The following is an 18,340-nucleotide window of genomic DNA, read 5'->3' on the forward strand; positions in this document are numbered from 1 at the left end:
CGTGGTGGCGGGGGGGGGGGGGGGCGGGGGGGGCGACGGCGACCCGGGCGCGGGGCGCGGGGGGGGTGGCGGGGTGGGGGGGGGGGGGCCCCCCCCCCCCCCCCGTTCTGCGGTCCCGAGCCTAGTGCGCGCCCGGCTCAGTCCCGGACGACCTCCAGCCCGGCCGCGACCGCGCCCCGACCGTCGAGGACGTCGACGATCCGCGCGAAGCTGACCGGGTCGGCCGGCACCACCCGCACGCCCGCGCCGAACTCGATGCGCAGCGGCACCGCTTCGGCCGCCGAGACGGCGAACCGGCCGTCGTCCCCGCGGGTGAAGGTGAAGCGCGCGGCCACCGAGTCCTCCGTCGGGTAGCCCCGGGTGGCGTGCTCGGCGATGTGGTTGCCCAGGCCGTAGGCGACCCACTCGCCGTCGATGCGCTCGAAGGGCTGCACCACGTGCGCGTGGTGGCCCAGCACCAGGTCGACGTCCGGGGAGGCGAGCAGCGCACGGGCCGCGGCGGCCTGGCCCTCCGTCGGGTCGTGGTCGTACTCCTGGCAGCAGTGCAGGCTGGCGACGACGACGTCCGCGCCCGCGGCCCGCGCCCGCGCCGCCCCGGCCAGCATCCCGGAGACGTCCGGCACCGCGACGACGTCGACCGACCACTCCCGGCCCGCGGGCAGCGGCACCCCGTTGAGGCTGAACGTCGCGGCGACGTGGCCCACCCGCACGCCGTCCACGTCGACGATCGTCGGCTCCGCGCCCTCCCCCTCGGTGCGGTACGTGCCGGTGGCCGCGATCCCCACCTGCTCCAGGGCGTCGAGGGTGCGGGTGAGCCCGTCGAAGCCGGCGTCCAGCGAGTGGTTGGACGCCGTCGAGCACACGTCGTAGCCCGCACCGGCCAGCGCCTCGAGGATCTCGGGCTGGACGTTGAAGCTCGGGTAGCCGCGGTACGGCCCGCCCTCCGGCGCCACCGGCGTCTCCAGGTGGCAGATGGCCAGGTCGGCCCCGCCGATGATCCCGGAGACCGGCGCGAGCACACCGCTGAAGTCGTAGGAGCCGTCGGGGCGGAGCGCGCCGGAGGTCAGCGCCCGCCCCTGGTGCACCAGCACGTCGCCGGTCGCCACGAGCGTGAAGCTCTCCGGCTCCGGCGGCGGTTCCGGGGTCCCGGCGGGGGCCGTGGCGACGGGGTCCCCGGCCCGCTCGGCGGGCGCACCCGCCTCGCTGCCGCAGCCGGTCAGCAGGAGCGCGGCCGCCCCGGCGGCCCACCAGCGACGCATGGGCGACGAGCTAGAGCAGCACGGGGTCGCCGACGGAGATCTCGCCGGGCTGCCGGACCTCGGCGTAGACGCCCAGGCAGTGCTTGGGGGTCCGGACGACGGTCAGCCGGGCGGTGCCGATGCGCAGCTCGCGGCCGACCCAGGTGCGCTCGTCGTCGTCGGGCAGGTCGAGCAGCACGTTGGCGCGCGGATCGTCGACCGAGCAGCCCTCGGGGACGTCGCCGGCCGCGGCCCGGTCGATCGCCTGGCGGGAGACCAGGTGCACGGGAGCGGCGTCGGCCGCGGAGCCGTCGGGCGCCGGCTCGATCCGCACCGGGCGGCCGAGCGCCCCCGTGACCGCCCGGGCATCGGCGTCGGGGTCGCCGGTCGGGGTGAGCACGGCCAGGCCCGGGGCGTGCTTGCCGCGCACGACCTCGCCGCTCGCCGCGTCGACGACGGTCCAGGCGCGGTCGCCCGCCGGACCGGCCGTGTCCACGTGGACGCTCTCCCGGGCGGTGCCGCCGAGGGACTTCACGGGGTAGACCCAGATGCGCGCCACGCGCCCGGTCGTCGTCACGGCACCGACCCTAGGCCGCCGGCCGGGACCGGCGCAGGCGGCGGAGCTGGGCGTCCAGGTAGGGGCGGGCCCGCCGCTGGCCACCGGTGCGGGCGATCGCCACGGCCAGGCCGTCCAGGGCGCGGGCCAGGCGGGTCGCGTCGGCCGGCCACCCCCGCCGGCGGCACTCCTCCAGCCACTCGACCGGGCTGCGGTGCCCCCGCTCCCCGTTGCACCGGCGGCACGCCGCCACCTCGTTCTCCAGCCACGACGGCCCGCCCTTGACGCGGGGCACGACGTGCTCGGTGGTGGGGGTGACCAGCGGGGAGAAGGTGCGCCCGCACCACACGCAGGTGGGGCCGTCGCGGTCCAGCACCAGCTGGAGCCGGGCGGCGCGGTCGGGCTGCGCGGTCATCGCCGTCCATGGTCCCGCGATCCGCGCCCCCGCACCCGCCGAGAGACGACGCAGGGCCAGGTTCCCCCGTCTCCGGGTTTCCCTGGCCCTGCGTGCCGGTGGGCGATACTGGGTTCGAACCAGTGACCTCTTCGGTGTGAACGAAGCGCTCTACCACTGAGCCAATCGCCCGTTGCGCATCCGATTGTGCCAGACGCTCACCGCCAGAGCGGCACCCACCCCGGCACCCAGTCGGGCACCCCCATGAGGTGCAGCGAGACGACGAGGATGCCGTACACGAACGCGGCGGTCGCGAGCCCGATGAGCAGCCGGACCCAGACCCGTTGGGCGCCGACCCACTCGGTCCAGCGGGTGACGTGGCGCTTGGTGAACTCCAGCGTCCGCTCGGCCCAGGTGAACTCCGTGGCCAGGATGAACAGGCCGGCGAGCACGGTGAGCCAGCCCGGGCCGGGCAGCGGGATGGTGAGCAGGCCCATGGCGACGATCAGGCTGCCGACGATGCCGACGCCCACCCGGTAGCTGTGGTTCAAGCCACGGCGCAGTGCAAGACGCCGGCGCCAGCGTGCCCCGGCGATGCGCTCGCGCAGGCTGTGCACGTCGTCGTTGTCGTACCGCGCCCGCCGCTCGCCCGGGGTCTCCGGCTGCTGGCGCGCCTCAGCCACGGGTCCCGTCGTCGTCTCTCGCGCGCTCAGCTGGTCACCTGCCCGGTCGCCACTACCTCCGTCGGTGCCGACGGAGCCTGCCGACCGGGCTCGATGCTGATGCCGTATGCGGGGAAGTCGTCGAGGCCGGTCCCCTCGGAGCCTACGGCCCGGACCTCGATCTGCGAACGCACGACGTCGAACTCCCCGAGCGCCACCGGGTCCCCGGCGCCGAGCCCCCACACCACGTAGGTCGTGGACGACGTGTCGTTGCGCTCCAGCCCGTCGGTGACCACCTGGACTACCCCCTCCCGGACCACCACGGTCGCCACCTGGCGCTCGTCCTCGGCGGTCAGCGGCGCGATCGTGGCCCGGCCGGGGCGCAGCAGCTCGGTCACGACCTCCTCCTGGGCGGCGACCGTGGAACGCAGGTCGTCACGGGCGCGGTCCAGCGCGGCCACCCACACGCCCAGCCCGACGACGCCGGCGACCGCCGCCGCGACCAGCGCCCGGGGCAGCAGCCTGCGCCGCCCCGGTGCCGGGCGGGGCGCCGGAGGCGCCTCCTTGCGAAGGGGTGCGGGAGCCGGCGCCTCGGTGGCCGCCCGGGGCGGCAGCTGCTCGGTCGCGTCGACGGCGGCCCGGAGGCGGTCGCGGAGCTGCGGCGAGGGTTCGGCGACCGGCAGGTCGTGCGCCATGGCAGCCATGAGCTCCGAGGTCTCGGCCACCGTGCGGGCGCAGCGCTCGCAGGTGGACAGGTGCCGCGCGAACCGGGCGTCGTCCTCCGGCTCGAGCGAGTGCAGGGCCCAGCCGACCGCGAGCTCGTCGTACGCGTGCTCGCCGTTCATCGCGTCGTCCCGTCCACCGGCGAGCCGCCCTCCAGCGCACTGCCCCCTGGCGGGCCGGCCAGCCCGCCGAGCTCCGACCGGAGCCGGCGCATCCCGGCCAGCATCCTGGTCTTGACCGTGCCGAGCGGCGTCCCCGTCAGGGCGGCCACCTCCCGCTGCGTGTAGCCCCCGTAGTAGGCCAGCGTCAGCGCCTCCTTCTGGGCCGCGGGCAGCTCGCCCAGCGCGGAGCGCACCTGCTGGGACACCACGCGGGACCAGGCGTCGTCCTCGACGTCCCGGGCGGCCACCGGCCCCTCGAGCGCCGCCTCGTCCTCGGCCCGGTGCTGACGACGGCGCTGCGACTCCTCGCGGCGCACGGCGTCGACCGCCTTGTGGTGGACGACGGCCAGCAGCCAGGACGAGAAGCTGCCGCGGGCCTGGTCGTAGGCGTCCGGGTCCCGCCACACGCCGAGGAACACGTCCTGCAGCACGTCCTCGGCCAGACCGTCGTCGGCGAGGATGCGCCGCGCCAGGGCGAACGCCGGCCGGCGGAAGCGCTGGTACAGCTCGTCGACGGCGTCCCGGTCCCCGGCACGGATGCGCCGGAGGATCTCGACGTCGCCGACGCCGTCCTCCGGCCGGAGGACCGGTCGGCTCACGGCGCCCATCGTCACACGAGGAGTTCGGTGCGACGCGCCCATCCGGTTTGCAACACCCGTCCGTGACGCATGATGCTGCTGTGACTCGACGAGACCCAGCACGTCACTTCTGCCAAGCGCGCTCGTTGGAACTGTCATGACGAGCCGATGGACCTCGGGCCACATCTCGCCCATCACTCTTCAGCTGGTCGGCCCGCGGTCGTGGACCGAGGTCCCGGCGCTGCTGTGCTACGACCCGACCGACCCCTACGCGGTGCGCATCGCCTTCGGTGACGCCGGCGAGCAGGACGGCGCGGTCGACGGCGAGGAGGGCATCGCCTGGCTGGTCAGCCGCGAGCTGCTCCAGGCCGGTCTCGAGCACCCCGCGGGCGACGGCGACGTCCGGATCTGGCCGGCGCGCGCGACGTCGGACCTGCTCTACCTGCACCTGCGCGCCCCGTCGGGAGAGGCCCTCTTCGAGCTCTCCCGCGCGACGGTCTCGGCCTTCCTCCGGCACACCGAGGCCCTGGTGCCGTCGGGTTCGGAGGGCGCGCTGCTGCAGCTCGACCAGGAGCTCGACGCCCTGCTGTCCAACGGCGGACCCGACGCACCGGGGCGCTGACCAGCGGAAACGCTCCGGCAGGCCGCCGGGGGGACGGGTGGGGGACCCCCCCTGCACGCCCCCTCAGGGCGTCCGCTAGAGTTCTTCCCGTAACGCGGACGTGGCTCAGTTGGTAGAGCATCACCTTGCCAAGGTGAGGGTCGCGGGTTCGAATCCCGTCGTCCGCTCGGAACCTCGGGCACCGGTCGAGAGACTGGTGCCCGCGTGCGGTGGAGTGGCCGAGAGGCGAGGCAACGGCCTGCAAAGCCGTCTACACGGGTTCAAATCCCGTCTCCACCTCGTCGCTTCCTCGCGGGGCACGAGCGCGGAGGAGGGAGCCGGCCCACCGGCCGGATCGGGCGATTGGCGCAGTGGTAGCGCGCTTCCTTGACACGGAAGAGGTCACTGGTTCGAACCCAGTATCGCCCACCACACGAAGACCCCGGGATGCCGACAGGCGCCCGGGGCCTCGTCGTTCCGGCGGCCTACCGGCGGAGGTCGAGGTCGCCGACGAGACGGTCGCCGTCCTCCGCATGGCGAGACCGAGCCGACGCGGCCGCCCCCTCGCGGGCCACCTCCTGGCGCAACCGTCGCCGCGAGGCCAGGGCCGGGCCGAGGCACAGCAGGAGCTGCCGGCGGCGACGGAGCAGCGCGTCCCCGTCAGCCACGGATCGGCTGGACCCGCTCCGACCAGAACCGGTCGACCTGCTCGGCCAGGTGCTGCAGGCTCCCGCTGTTGTCGAGGACGACGTCGGCGACAGCGCGCCGCTGCTCGTCGGTCGCCTGGGCGGCGATGCGGGCGCGCGCGTCGGCCTCGGTCAGGCCCCGCTCCACCAGCCGGGCCACGCGGATCTCCTGCCGCGTCTCCACGACGACGACGAGGTCGTAGCTCCCCGCCTGCCCGGTCTCCACGAGCAGCGGCACGTCGTTGACGACGACGGCGTCCTCGGGAGCCGCGGCGACCAGCTCGGCCGACCGCTGCCGCACGAGCGGGTGGACCAGGGCGTCGAGACGCCGCCGCGCCTCCTCGTCGGAGAAGACGATGGCCGCCAGCGCCGCCCGGTCCAGGGAGCCATCCTCGGCCAGCACCCCCTCGCCGAACTCCCTCACGACCGCGGCGAGGCCCGGCGTCCCTGGTTCGAGCACCTCCCGGGCGATCAGGTCGGCGTCCACCACCACGGCGCCACGTTCGGCCAGCAACCTGGACACGGTGCTCTTGCCCGAGCCGATCCCGCCCGTCAGTCCGATCCTCAGCACGCACGGACAGTAGCGACCCATCCCTCCCGGAGATCACGGCGAGGTAACACGCCGGCGACGCGCCGGGCGCGTCGCAGCAGTCACACGCGCACCACCGTTAACGTCTGCCCCGGCGATCTTCCCCGCTGAGAGAGGTGGACCGAGAACATGTCCCGTCACACGCCCGCTGCGTCCCCGTCGTCCCGCGCCGCCGGCCGGCACCGGCTCGGCTCTGCCACGGGCGTGCGCTGCGCCGACATCCCGGCCGTCCGGGAGCGCATGCAGTACCAGCGCCCCGCCGTCGCCCACCGCAGCTCGCTGCTGCGCTGGATGTTCTCCACGCCGACCACCGGCCGGCACACCTGGAGCTTCCTCGCGGGCTCCGGCGGGCGCCCCCGCACGGCGTTCGCCATCATCCTCAGCCTGTAGCCGCCCCGCCCGCCCCGCCCTCGCGGTGGGGCAGCGCACAGGAGCGGGCCGTGCACCCGGCTTCCGACGAAGGCCCGTGGACACCGTCCCCGGGCCTTCGTCGTGCTCGCGGAGTTCGGTGCACCCGCCGCTCCCAGGGGCGCCGGGCCCGGAAACGCCAGAGGCCCAGGACCACCGGGTCCTGGGCCTCCGACGTGCGGTGCCTGCGGGTCTCAGACCCTCAGATCACTCGCCGCCGGCCAGCTTCGCGCGCAGCGCGGCGAGCGCCTCGTCGCTGGCGAGCGTGCCACCGGTGCTCGGGGCGTCCGGCGTGGGCTCGGCGCTGGAGTAGCTGCCGCCGGCCGCAGCCTCGGCGTCGGCCTCCTTGGCCGCCGCGATCTGCTTGCGGTGCGCCTCGAAGCGGGCCTGGGCCTCGGCGTACTGCCGCTCCCACGTCTCGCGGGCCTCGTCGTAGCCCTCGAGCCACTCGCCGGTCTCGGCGTCGAAGCCCTCGGGGTAGATGTAGTTGCCCTGCTCGTCGTAGGAGGCGGCCATGCCGTAGGCGGCCGGGTCGAAGGTCTCCTCGTCGCCGACGACACCCTCGTTGGCCTGCTTGAGCGACAGCGAGATCCGGCGGCGGTCCAGGTCGATGTCGATGACCTTGACCAGGATCTCGTCGCCGACCTGCACGACCTGCTCCGGGATCTCCACGTGGCGCTCGGCCAGCTCGGAGATGTGCACCAGGCCCTCGATGCCCTCGTCGACGCGCACGAACGCACCGAAGGGGACCAGCTTGGTGACCTTGCCGGGCACGACCTGCCCGATCTGGTGCGTGCGGGCGAACTGACGCCACGGGTCCTCCTGCGTCGCCTTCAGCGACAGGGAGACCCGCTCGCGGTCCAGGTCGACGTCGAGGACCTCGACGGTGACCTCCTGGCCCACCTCGACGACCTCGGACGGGTGGTCGATGTGCTTCCAGGACAGCTCGGAGACGTGCACGAGGCCGTCGACGCCGCCCAGGTCCACGAACGCACCGAAGTTGACGATCGAGGAGACGACACCCGAGCGCACCTGGCCCTTGGCGAGCTTGTTGAGGAACTCGCTGCGCACCTCGGACTGCGTCTGCTCCAGCCACTGGCGGCGCGAGAGGACGACGTTGTTGCGGTTCTTGTCGAGCTCGATGATCTTCGCCTCGAGCTCGCGGCCCACGTAGGGCTGCAGGTCGCGGACGCGGCGCATCTCGACCAGCGAGGCGGGGAGGAACCCGCGCAGGCCGATGTCGAGGATGAGGCCACCCTTGACGACCTCGATGACGGTGCCGGTGACGACCTCGTCGGCTTCCTTCTTGGCCTCGATCGTGCCCCAGGCGCGCTCGTACTGCGCACGCTTCTTGGAGAGGATCAGCCGCCCTTCCTTGTCCTCCTTCTGGAGGACCAGGGCTTCCACCTCGTCGCCGACGCTCACGACCTCGTTGGGGTCGACGTCGTGCTTGATGGACAGCTCGCGCGAGGGGATGACGCCCTCGGTCTTGTAGCCGATGTCCAGCAGCACCTCGTCCCGGTCCACCTTGACGATGACGCCCTCGACGATGTCGCCATCGTTGAAGTACTTGATCGTCTGGTCGATCGCCGCGAGGAAGTCCTCGGCGGTGCCGATGTCGTTGATGGCGACCTGGGGGGTGCTGGAAGGACGGACCTGAGTGGAGGTCATGTGGTTGGTTGCTCCGGACGGTTTATGCGTAGGGACAGGACGACCCGCGGCCGTCGGACCGCGGGGAGGTACAGCGGGGAGAACCGGCGCGGGCATTCCCGGAGGGGAAGGGCACGACAGACCTCTGGCGCCTCTCCATGGTACGGACGCCGGGCGCGCGCGGTCCACCTGGGTGCGACCGGTCTTCCCCGGTCGGCGGCGTGTCACGATCGGCGTGTCATGAGCGCACCCTCCGCCGGCCCGGGCCTCCCCCTCGGCAGCGACGGCTACCCCGCGGCGGGCGGGGTGGCCCGCCGCGCCGCCGGGACCGAGGAGTCGGCGCGGGCCAACCGCCGGTGGTGGGACGCGGCGGCGCCGGCGTACCTCGCCGAGCACGGCTCCGACCTCGGTGACGCCGACTTCCTGTGGTGCCCCGAGGGCCTGCGCGAGGCGGACGCGCACCTGCTGGGCGAGGTCGCCGGCCGTCGGGTGCTGGAGATCGGCTGCGGCTCGGCGCCGTGCGCCCGGTGGCTGCGGACCGCGGGCGCCGACGTCGTGGCGATGGACCTCTCGGCCGGGATGCTCGCGCACGCCGCCGAGCTCAACCGCTCCACCGGCATCGGCGTCCCGCTGCTGCAGGCCGACGCCGGTGCGCTCCCGCTGGCCGGTGCCAGCGTCGACCTGGCCTGCTCGGCGTTCGGCGGGCTGCCGTTCGTCGCCGACGTCGAGGGGGCGCTGCGGGAGGTGGCCCGGGTGCTGCGACCGGGTGGGCGCTTCGTCGCGTCGGTCAACCACCCGATGCGCTGGCCGTTCCCCGACTCCCCCGACCCGGAGGACCTGCGGATCGTCTCCTCCTACTTCGACCGCACCCCCTACGTGGAGACCGACGACGACGGCCGGGCCGTCTACGTGGAGCACCACCGCACCGTGGGCGACTGGGTGCGCGCCGTCGTGGGCGCCGGGCTGGTGCTGGAGGACCTGGTCGAGCCGGAGTGGACGCCCGGCCGCACGGAGAACTGGGGGCAGTGGTCCCCCGAGCGCGGCGCCCTGGTCCCGGGCACGCTGATCCTGGTCTGCCGCGCGCCCGCGTGAGGGGTCAGCCGCCCGCGACGGGCCGGCGCCCGTGCCGCACCCACAGTTCGTGGGCGGCGGCGGAGATCGCGGCGGCCAGCGGCACGAACAGCAGCGCCCCGGCGATCCCCCACAGCACCCCGCCGACGGTGACCGCGAGCAGCACCGTCGCGGCGTTGAGGGGCAGCCGGTTGCGCATCACGTAGGGCTCCACGAACGAGTTGCCGAGCTGCTGCACGACCACGACCAGCCCCAGGACCAGCGCGGCGGTGGCCAGCCCCCCGGAGGCGTAGGCGACGACGACGGCGACCAGCCCCGCGACGAAGGCGCCGATCGTCGGGATGTAGGACGCCAGGAACTGCAGCGCCGCGAGGGTCAGCGCCAGCGGGACGCCGATGACCAGCAGGCCGACCCCGATGCCCACCGCGTCGAAGAGCGCCACGATCGTCAGGCCGCGGACGTAGCCGCCCACGGTGGTCCAGGCCGCGCGGCCGCCGGCGTCGACGTCCTCCCGCAGCCGGCCGCCGAACTTCCCCAGCAGCCAGCGCCAGATCCCCGGGCCACCGTGCAGGAAGAGGTAGGCCAGGGCGACCACCAGGAAGGCGCCGATCACCACCTCGGCCACCGTCCGCGCGGGGGCGAGCAGGTCGCCGGCGGTGGTCCCACCGCCCGATCCGCCCCCGCCGGAGCCGGCGGAGCCGAAGCTCGGCAGGTCGATCCCGAAGCGCTGGGAGAGGTCGGAGGAGGCTTGCTGGAACTGCCCGCGGAGCTGGGGCAGCTGGCCGGCGACCCGCGCGCCGATGGCGAGCAGCGCACCGCCGAGGACGGCCACCAGGAGCAGCACGGCGGAGCCGGCCGCCAGCCAGCGCGGGGCTCCGCGGCCGTGCCCCCACTCGACCAGCGGCGCCAGGATCCCGGCGACCAGCAGCGCGACCAGGACGGCCACGAGCGGCAAGGTCACCTTGACCGCGAAGCCGGCGAGGAGCCACAGCAGCACCGCGAGGACGAGCAACCGGCCGCCCACGGCCGAGGACGTGGCCAGCCAGGCGGGGACCGCGGGACGGGTCGGTTCCGTCGGTGGTGGAGAGCCCATGGACCCGGTGTGGACCGGGACGCCGGGCCTGACACGTCCTCCGGCCCCGCCGGCCGGAATCGACAACAGGCTGTAACGCGCGGCCCGGCCTGCTGGTGACGCCCCGCCGGCCCGCCGTCAGTGGGCCGCGGCGTCCCAGCTCGCGCCGACGCCGACGGAGACCTCGAGCGGCACCGACAGCTGCGCGGCGCCCGCCATCTCCCGGCGGACCAGCTCTTCCAGGGCCTCCTTCTCCCCCGGCGCGACCTCGAGCACGAGCTCGTCGTGGACCTGCAGCAGCATCCGCGAGGCCAGCCCCTCGGCCGCGATCGCCTTCTCCACGTTGAGCATCGCCACCTTGATGACGTCGGCCGCGGAACCCTGGATGGGGGCGTTGAGCGCCATGCGCTCGGCCATCTGCCGGCGCTGCCCGTTGTCGCTGGTGAGGTCGGGCAGGTAGCGCCGCCGGCCCAGCGTCGTCTCGGTGTAGCCGGTCTGGCGGGCGTCGTCCACGACGCCGTCGAGGTAGTCGCGGATGCCGCCGAAGCGCTCGAAGTAGGCGTGCATCTGCTCGCGCGCCTCCTCGACGGAGATGCGCAGCTGCCCGGACAGCCCGTAGGCGGAGAGCCCGTAGGCCAGCCCGTAGCTCATCGCCTTGATCCGGCGGCGCATCTCCGGGTCGACCTCCTCGATCGGGATGTCGAACGCGCGCGAGGCGACGAAGGAGTGCAGGTCCTCCCCCGACATGAAGGCCTCGATGAGCCCCTCGTCGCCCGAGAGGTGCGCCATGATCCGCATCTCGATCTGGCTGTAGTCGGCCGTCATCAGCGACTCGTAGCCCTGCCCGACGACGAAGGCCTGGCGGATCCGTCGGCCCTCGGCGGTGCGGATCGGGATGTTCTGCAGGTTCGGGTCGGTCGAGGAGAGCCGCCCGGTCGCCGCGATGGTCTGCTGGAAGGTGGTGTGGATCCGCCCGGCGTCGTCGACCATGGGGATCAGCCCGTCGATGACGGTGCGCAGCCGGGTGACGTCGCGGTGGCGCATGAGGTGCTCGAGGAACGGGTGCCCGGTCTGGGCGAGCAGGTTGGTCAGCGCCTCGGCGTCGGTGGTGTAGCCGGTCTTGTTCTTCTTCGTCTTGGGCAGGCCGAGCTCGTCGAAGAGCACGATCTGCAGCTGCTTGGGCGAGCCGAGGTTCACCTCGCGGCCGATGACGGCGTAGCACTCGGCCGCCGCGGCGGCGACCCCCTCGGCGAACTCCCGCTGCAGCTCGTGCAGGAAGTCCAGGTCGGCGGCGATTCCCCGGTGCTCCATGCGGCCCAGCACGAACGTCAGCGGCAGCTCGATCTCGCCGAGCAGGTGGCCGCCGCCGCGCTGGCCGAGCACCTGCTCGAGCGCGTCGGAGAGGTCGTTGACCGCCACGGCCTTGAGGACGTCGGCCTTCGCGGCCTCGGCGGCGACGTCGTCCTCGCTGGGGCCCAGGCCGTCGAGGGTCAGCTGCTCCTCGGGCTCGGCGGCGTCCTTGAGCTCCCGGCGCAGGTAGCGGACCGCCAGGTCGCCGAGGTCGAAGGAGCGCTGCCCCGGCAACGCGAGGTAGGCGGCGAGCGCGGTGTCGCTGACCACCCCGGCGAGCTCCCAGCCGCGGGCCCAGATCGCCAGCAGCGGGCCCTTGACCTCGTGCACCACCTTCGGCCGGTCGGCGTCGGCGAGCCAGGCGGCCAGCGCCTGCTCGTCCGCGATGTCCAGGGCCGGGCCCAGGTCGACGAAGGCGGTGTGGTCGTCCGCCGCCGCCAGGGCCAGGCCGGTCAGCTCGCCGGCGCCGCGCCCCCAGGTGCCGCGGAAGATCAGACCGGTGCGGCCGGTGCGGGCGTGCGCGTCGAGCCAGGCGCCCAGCCCGCCGGCCGGCACCTCGTCGACGGTGACGTCGAAGCCGCCCTCGACCTCGGGCTCGGCGCTGGTGAGGGTGGCGAAGAGCCGGTCGCGGAGCACGCGGAACTGCAGGTTGTCGAAGAGGGTGTGCACCTCGTTGCGGTCCCACGGCTGGACGGCGAGGTCGGCCGGCCCCACCTCCAGCGGCACCTGCCGGTCCAGCTCGGTGAGCCGCCGGTTCTGCAGCACGGAGGAGAGGTGCTCGCGCAGCTTCTCCCCCACCTTGCCCTTGACGGTGTCCACCTGGTCGACGAGGGCGTCCAGCGAGCCGTACTCGCGCACCCACTTGGCGGCGGTCTTCTCGCCGACGCTCGGGATGCTGGGCAGGTTGTCGCTGGGGTCGCCCCGCAGCGCCGCGAAGTCGGGGTACTGCGCGGGCGACAGGCCGTACTTGGTCTCGACCTCCTCTGGCGTGAAGCGCGTCATGTCCGAGACGCCCTTGCGCGGGTACAGCACGGTGACGTGGTCGTTGACCAGCTGCAGGGCGTCGCGGTCGCCGGTGGCGATCAGCACGTCCATGCCCTGCTCGACGGCCTGCACGGTGAGCGTGGCGATGACGTCGTCGGCCTCGTAGCCCTCGGCGGTGATGACCGGGACGCGCAGCGCGCCGAGGACCTCCTGCACGAGGCTTACCTGCCCGCGGAAGTCGGTCGGGCTCTCGGCGCGGTTGGCCTTGTACTCGGCGAAGATCTCGCTCCGGAACGTCTTCCGGCCGACGTCGAAGGCGACGGCGAGGTGCGTGGGCTGCTCGTCGCGCAGGATGTTGATCAGCATCGACGTGAAGCCGTAGACGGCGTTCGTCGGCTGGCCCGTGGTGGTCGAGAAGTTCTCCACCGGCAGCGCGAAGAACGCCCGGTAGGCCAGCGAGTGCCCGTCGAGGAGCAGCAGCCGCGGGCGGGTGCCCGAGCTCGGAGGGGCGGCGGGCGCGGAGGTGGAGACCGGAGCGGACATCGCCGCCGATCGTAGTGAAAGGACCCCGTCGCCTCCCACGACTCGCACGCTCGCCGCGGGTCCCTGCGACGGGGCCACTACCGTGCCGTGCCGTGAGCACCCCTCCCCCGGACTGGCTGCCCGACGGCATCAGCAGCCCCCTCGACGACAAGCTCGGCGTGCGGATCACCGACTGGAACCCCGACCGGCTGGTCGCGACGATGCCGGTCGCGGGCAACGAGCAGCCCTTCGGCCTCCTGCACGGCGGCGCCACCTGCACGCTCGCGGAGACGATCGGGTCGATGGCCGCGGCCGTGGGCGCCGGGCCGGACCGGCAGGTCGTCGGCATCGAGCTCAACGTCAGCTACCTCCGCGCGGCGACCGCGGGCACGGTGACCGCCGTCTGCACGCCGGTGCGCCGGGGCCGCACGCTCTCCACCTTCCTCATCGACGTCACCGACGACCAGGGACGGCGCACCGCCACCGCGCGGCTGACCTGCATGACGCTCGCCGCGCGGCGCCCGGCCGGCCGCGACGCGGGCTGAGCCACCCGTCACCCGACCGCGCCGGGTCTTCACCACTGTGCGCGACCCTGACGCCACGGCGTGTCGCGGAAAGGTCACAGCTCGGCGCATGGTGGCGGCAGGGCCCGGCAACTGCGTTAGGTTCCGACCTCAACGAATCCGCCGAGGAGGTCGAGTGACGCACCCGACGGGCCGTGTCCGCCGGCACGGTCGACGAAGCAGGCCCGCGCGAGCAGGGTCTCGGACGCCGGCCGGTGCAGCGCGCCGCAGGGGCCTCACCGCCCTGCACCTGCTGCTGGTCGCGCTGTTCACCGCCGGCCTGGCCACGCTGACCCCCGGTGTCGCGCACGCCCAGGGGGAATCCGTCTCGGGCACCCTGCGCACCAGCCTCAGCGGACCGATCGAAGGGGTCGAGGTCGTCGTCACGACCCCCGCCGGTGACGAGGTCGGCACCGACGAGACCGACGAGAACGGCCGCTTCTCCGTGGAGGTGCCCGGCCCCGGTGAGTACACGGTCACCGTCCCCGAGGACGCGCTGCCCGAGGGCGTGGAGTTCGCCGCGGGCAACAGCCGCACCGTCACCGTCGACGCCGGCCGCAACCAGGGCGTCATCATCGGCCTGGACGACGGCAGCCGGAACTCCGGGGGCGGCACGGTCCTCTGGATCCAGCTCCTGGTCGACGGCCTGCGCTTCGGGCTGCTGATCGCCATGGCCGCCGTCGGCCTCTCGCTCATCTTCGGCACCACGGGGCTCACCAACTTCGCGCACGGCGAGCTGGTCACCATCGGGGCGATCGTCGCCTGGTTCATCAACGTCGACGGCGGGGTGCCGCTCATCCCGGCCGCCCTCCTGGCGATGCTCATCGGCGCCCTCATCGGCGCGGCCAACGAGCGGCTGCTGTGGCGGCCGCTGCGGCGGCGGGGCACCGGGCTGGTGGCCGCGCTGGTCATCTCCATCGGCCTGTCGCTGCTGCTCCGCTACGGCTACCAGATCTTCTTCGGCGGCAGCTCCGAGGCCTACGCCGACTACCGGGGCCAGCGGGCGGTCGACTACGGCCCCTTCAACCTGACGGACAAGGACCTCTACTCGATCGTCATCGCCCTCGTCGTGCTCGTGCTGGTCGCGCTCATGCTGCAGCGCACCAGCATCGGCAAGGCGATGCGCGCCGTCGCCGACAACCGCGACCTCGCGGCCTCCTCCGGCATCGACGTCAACCGGGTGATCCTGGTCGTCTGGATGATGGGCGGCGCGCTCGCGGCCCTGGGCGGCGTGCTGCTCGGCCTCTCGGACGAGGTGCAGTGGGACATGGGCTTCCGCCTGCTGCTCCTGATGTTCGCCGGCGTCACCCTGGGCGGGCTCGGCACGGCCTACGGCGCCCTGGTCGGCAGCATCGTCGTCGGCGTCTTCGTGCAGATGTCCACGCTGGTCATCCCGAACGACATCAAGTACGTCGGCGGGCTCCTGCTGCTGATCGTGATCCTCATGGTGCGGCCGCAGGGCATCCTCGGCAGCCGGGTTCGGGTGGGTTGAGCAATGGGTGAGTTCATCGACGCACTGGCGATCGCCGTCAAGGCGGGCCTCGGCTTCCAAGCCGTGTTCCTGGCCCTGCTGGCGCTCGGCATCAACATGCAGTTCGGGTACACCGGGCTGCTCAACTTCGGCCAGATCGCCTTCGCGATGGTCGGCGCCTACGGCATCGCGGTCTCGGTCAGCCAGTGGGGGCTCAACTTCTGGGTCGGCGTGGCCATCGGCATCGCCGGCGCCGTCCTCCTCGCCCTGCTGCTCGGGTTGCCCACGCTGCGGCTGCGCGCCGACTACCTGGCCATCGCGACCATCGCGACGGCGGAGGGGCTCCGCCTGCTCTTCCGATCGGTCTCCGCGACACCGGTCACGAACGGCTCCCGCGGCATCTCCGGCTTCAACAACGCCTTCGTCCAGCTCGCCCCGTGGGACACCAGCCGCCGGTACCGGCTGCTGGGCACCTTCTGGAGCGGCGCGGACCTGTGGGTGACCGCGGTGGGCTGGACCCTGGTCGCCCTGGCCTGCCTGCTCATCTGGGGCCTGGTCCGCAGCCCGTGGGGCCGGGTCGTGAAGTCGATCCGCGAGGACGAGGACGCCGTCCGCGCCCTCGGCAAGAACGTGTACGTCTACAAGATGCAGGCGCTGGTCCTCGGTGGCGTCTTCGGGGCCCTGGGCGGCATGATCTACGCCCTCGGCACGGGCTCGGCCACGCCGGACCAGTACCAGAACGCCAACACGTTCCTCGCCTACGGCGCGCTCATCCTCGGTGGCGCGGCGCGCGTGCTCGGTCCCGTCGCCGGCGCCATGCTGATGTACTTCATCATCCAGTTCGCCGACTCCGGTCTCCGGAGCCTCATCCAGACCGGCGTCATCCCCGAGGGCCTGCTCTCGACGACCGACGTCGCACAGATCCGCTTCGTCATCATCGGTCTCGGGCTGATCCTGCTGCTGGTGTTCCGGCCGCAGGGCATCTTCGGTGACCGACGAGAGGTGATGCTCGATGCCCGCTGAGCCCATCCCCACCGGCGCGCACGCCGCGTCCACCGGCGCCGCGCCGCAGCGGCTCGCCCAGGCAGCCCTGCGGGACATCCCGTGGGAGATCGGCGTCGCCAAGCCGGACCCGACGATCGTCGTCGACGGGGTGACCCGCACCTTCGGCGGCCTGACCGCCGTCTCGGTCGACCACCTGGAGATCCAGCGCGGCGGCATCACCGGGCTGATCGGCCCGAACGGCGCCGGCAAGACCACGCTGTTCAACCTGCTCACCGGGTTCGACCAGCCCGACGGCGGCACCTGGTCCTTCGACGGCCGCCCGCTGGGCAAGCTGCCCTCGCACCAGGTCGCCCGCCTCGGCGTCGTCCGCACCTTCCAGCTCACCAAGGCGCTGTCCCGGCTCACCGTGCTGCAGAACATGCTGCTCGGGGCCCAGGGGCAGAAGGGTGAGGGTTTCTTCTCCGCGCTGGTGCCCGGCCTGTGGCGGGCGCAGGAGAAGGCCAACACCGAGAAGGCGCTCGAGCTGCTGCGCCGCTTCAAGCTCGACACCAAGAAGGACGAGTTCGCCGGCACTCTCTCCGGTGGACAGCGCAAGCTGCTGGAGATGGCCCGGGCGCTGATGAGCGACCCGAAGGTGGTCATGCTGGACGAGCCGATGGCCGGGGTGAACCCCGCCCTGACGCAGAGCCTGCTCGGCCACGTCAAGGACCTGCGCGAGCAGGGCATGACGGTCATCTTCGTGGAGCACGACATGGACGTCGTCCGCGACATCAGCGACTGGGTCGTCGTGATGGCCGCGGGCAACGTGATCGCCGAGGGCCCGCCGGAGTCGATCAGCCAGAACCAGGCCGTGGTCGACGCCTACCTCGGCGCCCACCACGACGCCCCCCTCACCGTCGAGGAGGAGGAGGCGCAGCTCGCGGAGGCCGAGGAGGCGATCGCGCGGCAGAACACCCGGGACGGGGACGTCCTGGGCTCCGAGGGCACGCACCGGAAGGGCGGCGACCGATGACGATCGATCCGGGGGCGGGCAAGGACCCCCGCACCAGCACGAACCCCGAGTACGAGTTCGACCGTCCGGTCGACCAGGGCGGCGACGCCCCGGCGGCCACCGACGCCGCGGGCGACCGCGACGGCGCGACCGCCGGCCTCTCCCCCGCCGAGCTCGCCGCGACCCGCCCCGAGCACACCAGGCTCGCGGAGGGCGCGCTGGTGCGCGCCGACGAGCTCGTCGCGGGCTACGTGCCCGGCGTCAACATCCTCAACGGGTGCGACTTCTACCTGCAGGAGGGCGAGCTCGTCGGCATCATCGGCCCGAACGGGGCCGGGAAGTCGACACTGCTCAAGACCCTCTTCGGGTTGATCCCGGTCCGGTCGGGCGCGGTCACGCTGCGCGGGGAGGACATCACCTCCGCACCCGCGCACCGGCTGGTGTCCCTGGGCGTCGGGTACGTGCCGCAGAACAACAACGTGTTCCCCTCGCTCACCATCGAGGAGAACATGCAGATGGGCGCCTACCTGCGCCCCAAGGCGTTCAGGGAGCGGTTCGACTACGTCGCCGAGCTGTTCCCCATGCTCGGCGAGCGTCGCCGCATCAAGGCCGGCTCGCTCTCGGGCGGTGAGCGTCAGATGGTCGCCATGGGGCGGGCGCTGATGATGGAGCCGTCGGTGCTGCTGCTCGACGAGCCCTCGGCGGGCCTCTCCCCCGCCTACCAGGACGAGGTCTTCATCCGGTGCCGCCGGATCAACGCGACCGGGGTCTCGATCATCATGGTCGAGCAGAACGCCCGGCGCTGCCTGCAGATCTGCGACCGCGGCTACGTCCTGGACCAGGGCCGCAACGCCTACACCGCGACCGGCGAGTCGCTCATGCACGACCCCAAGGTCATCGAGCTCTACCTGGGGACCCTCGCCAAGGCGCACTAGCACCTCCCGCGCGCACGACGACGGCGCCGGTGACCCCCCACGGGGTTGCCGGCGCCGTCGTCGTCCTGCGCAGCGCCGGGGTGCGGCCGTGGCCGGCGGCGGGCGGACGCGCAGGAGCCCGGCACCGCGA

The 18,340-nt window shown here is 73.3% G+C and carries 18 protein-coding genes and 4 tRNA genes; 11 read left to right on the top strand and 11 right to left on the bottom strand.

Going from position 1 to position 18,340, the window contains the following annotated elements:
- Window positions 1-137: 137 nt before the first annotated feature.
- From ACI79P_RS18615 to ACI79P_RS18645, 7 genes are all read right to left on the bottom strand, one after another.
- Window positions 138-1,259, bottom strand: a complete 1,122-nt coding sequence (locus ACI79P_RS18615) for a CapA family protein (RefSeq protein ID WP_456582553.1) — start codon at window positions 1,257-1,259, stop codon at window positions 138-140.
- 10 nt (window positions 1,260-1,269) lie between these two features.
- Window positions 1,270-1,815: an MOSC N-terminal beta barrel domain-containing protein gene (locus tag ACI79P_RS18620; protein ID WP_456582554.1), complete on the bottom strand. Its 546-nt coding sequence runs from the start codon at window positions 1,813-1,815 to the stop codon at window positions 1,270-1,272.
- 10 nt (window positions 1,816-1,825) lie between these two features.
- Entirely contained in the window at window positions 1,826-2,209 is a 384-nt protein-coding gene (locus ACI79P_RS18625; protein WP_456582555.1) for an HNH endonuclease, read from the bottom strand.
- 99 nt (window positions 2,210-2,308) lie between these two features.
- Window positions 2,309-2,380 (bottom strand) — tRNA-Val (locus ACI79P_RS18630).
- 26 nt (window positions 2,381-2,406) lie between these two features.
- The gene (locus ACI79P_RS18635; protein ID WP_456582556.1) at window positions 2,407-2,871 is read right to left on the bottom strand and encodes a TIGR02611 family protein; all 465 of its coding nucleotides are present in this window, start codon (window positions 2,869-2,871) and stop codon (window positions 2,407-2,409) included.
- A 26-nt stretch (window positions 2,872-2,897) separates the two neighbouring features.
- Window positions 2,898-3,695, bottom strand: a complete 798-nt coding sequence (locus ACI79P_RS18640; RefSeq protein ID WP_456582557.1) for an anti-sigma factor — start codon at window positions 3,693-3,695, stop codon at window positions 2,898-2,900.
- Window positions 3,692-4,342: a sigma-70 family RNA polymerase sigma factor gene (locus tag ACI79P_RS18645; RefSeq protein ID WP_456582558.1), complete on the bottom strand. Its 651-nt coding sequence runs from the start codon at window positions 4,340-4,342 to the stop codon at window positions 3,692-3,694. Before ACI79P_RS18645 ends, ACI79P_RS18640 begins: the two co-directional genes overlap by 4 nt.
- Window positions 4,343-4,469: 127 nt before the next feature.
- Between ACI79P_RS18645 and ACI79P_RS18650 the strand changes: the two genes are divergently transcribed.
- The 4 genes from ACI79P_RS18650 (at window position 4,470) to ACI79P_RS18665 (ending at window position 5,345) form a co-directional block, all read left to right on the top strand.
- Window positions 4,470-4,934: an SsgA family sporulation/cell division regulator gene (locus ACI79P_RS18650; protein WP_456582559.1), complete on the top strand. Its 465-nt coding sequence runs from the start codon at window positions 4,470-4,472 to the stop codon at window positions 4,932-4,934.
- 94 nt (window positions 4,935-5,028) lie between these two features.
- Window positions 5,029-5,101, top strand: a tRNA-Gly gene (locus ACI79P_RS18655).
- 41 nt (window positions 5,102-5,142) lie between these two features.
- A tRNA-Cys gene (locus ACI79P_RS18660) sits at window positions 5,143-5,213 on the top strand.
- Between the two features lie 57 nt (window positions 5,214-5,270).
- Window positions 5,271-5,345, top strand: a tRNA-Val gene (locus ACI79P_RS18665).
- Window positions 5,346-5,573: 228 nt separating this feature from the next.
- Here ACI79P_RS18665 and coaE read toward each other — a convergent pair.
- Window positions 5,574-6,170: a dephospho-CoA kinase gene (coaE, locus tag ACI79P_RS18670; RefSeq protein ID WP_456582560.1), complete on the bottom strand. Its 597-nt coding sequence runs from the start codon at window positions 6,168-6,170 to the stop codon at window positions 5,574-5,576.
- A 147-nt stretch (window positions 6,171-6,317) separates the two neighbouring features.
- Here coaE and ACI79P_RS18675 point away from each other — a divergent pair, with 147 nt between their 5' ends.
- On the top strand, window positions 6,318-6,578 hold the full coding sequence (locus ACI79P_RS18675; protein WP_456582561.1) for a hypothetical protein: 261 nt from the start codon (window positions 6,318-6,320) through the stop codon (window positions 6,576-6,578).
- Between the two features lie 225 nt (window positions 6,579-6,803).
- Here ACI79P_RS18675 and rpsA read toward each other — a convergent pair whose 3' ends face one another.
- Window positions 6,804-8,267: a 30S ribosomal protein S1 gene (rpsA, locus tag ACI79P_RS18680; RefSeq protein ID WP_456582562.1), complete on the bottom strand. Its 1,464-nt coding sequence runs from the start codon at window positions 8,265-8,267 to the stop codon at window positions 6,804-6,806.
- A 219-nt stretch (window positions 8,268-8,486) separates the two neighbouring features.
- Here rpsA and ACI79P_RS18685 point away from each other — a divergent pair, with 219 nt between their 5' ends.
- Window positions 8,487-9,338 carry a class I SAM-dependent methyltransferase gene (locus ACI79P_RS18685; protein ID WP_456582563.1) on the top strand — a complete coding sequence of 284 codons (852 nt, stop codon included), beginning with the start codon at window positions 8,487-8,489 and terminating at the stop codon, window positions 9,336-9,338.
- A gap of 4 nt (window positions 9,339-9,342) precedes the next feature.
- Here ACI79P_RS18685 and ACI79P_RS18690 read toward each other — a convergent pair whose 3' ends face one another.
- Both ACI79P_RS18690 and polA read right to left on the bottom strand, forming a co-directional pair.
- The gene (locus ACI79P_RS18690) at window positions 9,343-10,410 is read right to left on the bottom strand and encodes an AI-2E family transporter (protein ID WP_456582564.1); all 1,068 of its coding nucleotides are present in this window, start codon (window positions 10,408-10,410) and stop codon (window positions 9,343-9,345) included.
- Between the two features lie 117 nt (window positions 10,411-10,527).
- On the bottom strand, window positions 10,528-13,266 hold the full coding sequence (gene polA / locus ACI79P_RS18695; RefSeq protein ID WP_456582565.1) for a DNA polymerase I: 2,739 nt from the start codon (window positions 13,264-13,266) through the stop codon (window positions 10,528-10,530).
- Window positions 13,267-13,358: 92 nt separating this feature from the next.
- Between polA and ACI79P_RS18700 the strand changes: the two genes are divergently transcribed.
- From ACI79P_RS18700 to ACI79P_RS18720, 5 genes are all read left to right on the top strand, one after another.
- Window positions 13,359-13,790 carry a PaaI family thioesterase gene (locus ACI79P_RS18700; protein ID WP_456582566.1) on the top strand — a complete coding sequence of 144 codons (432 nt, stop codon included), beginning with the start codon at window positions 13,359-13,361 and terminating at the stop codon, window positions 13,788-13,790.
- Window positions 13,791-13,944: 154 nt separating this feature from the next.
- A complete protein-coding gene (locus tag ACI79P_RS18705) occupies window positions 13,945-15,300 on the top strand; it encodes a branched-chain amino acid ABC transporter permease (RefSeq protein WP_456582567.1) in 1,356 nt (451 codons plus the stop codon).
- Between the two features lie 3 nt (window positions 15,301-15,303).
- Window positions 15,304-16,302 (top strand): branched-chain amino acid ABC transporter permease, encoded by a 999-nt coding sequence (locus ACI79P_RS18710; RefSeq protein WP_456582568.1) that lies wholly within the window; start codon window positions 15,304-15,306, stop codon window positions 16,300-16,302.
- Window positions 16,292-17,296 carry an ABC transporter ATP-binding protein gene (locus tag ACI79P_RS18715; RefSeq protein WP_456582569.1) on the top strand — a complete coding sequence of 335 codons (1,005 nt, stop codon included), beginning with the start codon at window positions 16,292-16,294 and terminating at the stop codon, window positions 17,294-17,296. Before ACI79P_RS18710 ends, ACI79P_RS18715 begins: the two co-directional genes overlap by 11 nt.
- Window positions 17,293-18,210 carry an ABC transporter ATP-binding protein gene (locus ACI79P_RS18720; protein WP_456582570.1) on the top strand — a complete coding sequence of 306 codons (918 nt, stop codon included), beginning with the start codon at window positions 17,293-17,295 and terminating at the stop codon, window positions 18,208-18,210. Before ACI79P_RS18715 ends, ACI79P_RS18720 begins: the two co-directional genes overlap by 4 nt.
- Window positions 18,211-18,340 lie beyond the last annotated feature (130 nt).

It is taken from the genome of Blastococcus sp. SYSU DS0510 (genome assembly GCF_054050835.1).

Coding starts and splice junctions, on each gene's coding strand:
- ACI79P_RS18615 (WP_456582553.1), bottom strand. CDS start 1,259: ATGCGTCGCTGGTGGGCCGCCGGGGCGGCCGCGCTCCTGCTGACCGGC.
- ACI79P_RS18710 (WP_456582568.1), top strand. CDS start 15,304: ATGGGTGAGTTCATCGACGCACTGGCGATCGCCGTCAAGGCGGGCCTC.
- ACI79P_RS18685 (WP_456582563.1), top strand. CDS start 8,487: ATGAGCGCACCCTCCGCCGGCCCGGGCCTCCCCCTCGGCAGCGACGGC.
- ACI79P_RS18720 (WP_456582570.1), top strand. CDS start 17,293: ATGACGATCGATCCGGGGGCGGGCAAGGACCCCCGCACCAGCACGAAC.
- ACI79P_RS18650 (WP_456582559.1), top strand. CDS start 4,470: ATGACGAGCCGATGGACCTCGGGCCACATCTCGCCCATCACTCTTCAG.
- rpsA (WP_456582562.1), bottom strand. CDS start 8,267: ATGACCTCCACTCAGGTCCGTCCTTCCAGCACCCCCCAGGTCGCCATC.
- polA (WP_456582565.1), bottom strand. CDS start 13,266: ATGTCCGCTCCGGTCTCCACCTCCGCGCCCGCCGCCCCTCCGAGCTCG.
- ACI79P_RS18715 (WP_456582569.1), top strand. CDS start 16,292: ATGCCCGCTGAGCCCATCCCCACCGGCGCGCACGCCGCGTCCACCGGC.
- ACI79P_RS18690 (WP_456582564.1), bottom strand. CDS start 10,410: ATGGGCTCTCCACCACCGACGGAACCGACCCGTCCCGCGGTCCCCGCC.
- ACI79P_RS18625 (WP_456582555.1), bottom strand. CDS start 2,209: ATGACCGCGCAGCCCGACCGCGCCGCCCGGCTCCAGCTGGTGCTGGAC.
- ACI79P_RS18675 (WP_456582561.1), top strand. CDS start 6,318: ATGTCCCGTCACACGCCCGCTGCGTCCCCGTCGTCCCGCGCCGCCGGC.
- ACI79P_RS18645 (WP_456582558.1), bottom strand. CDS start 4,342: ATGGGCGCCGTGAGCCGACCGGTCCTCCGGCCGGAGGACGGCGTCGGC.
- ACI79P_RS18640 (WP_456582557.1), bottom strand. CDS start 3,695: ATGAACGGCGAGCACGCGTACGACGAGCTCGCGGTCGGCTGGGCCCTG.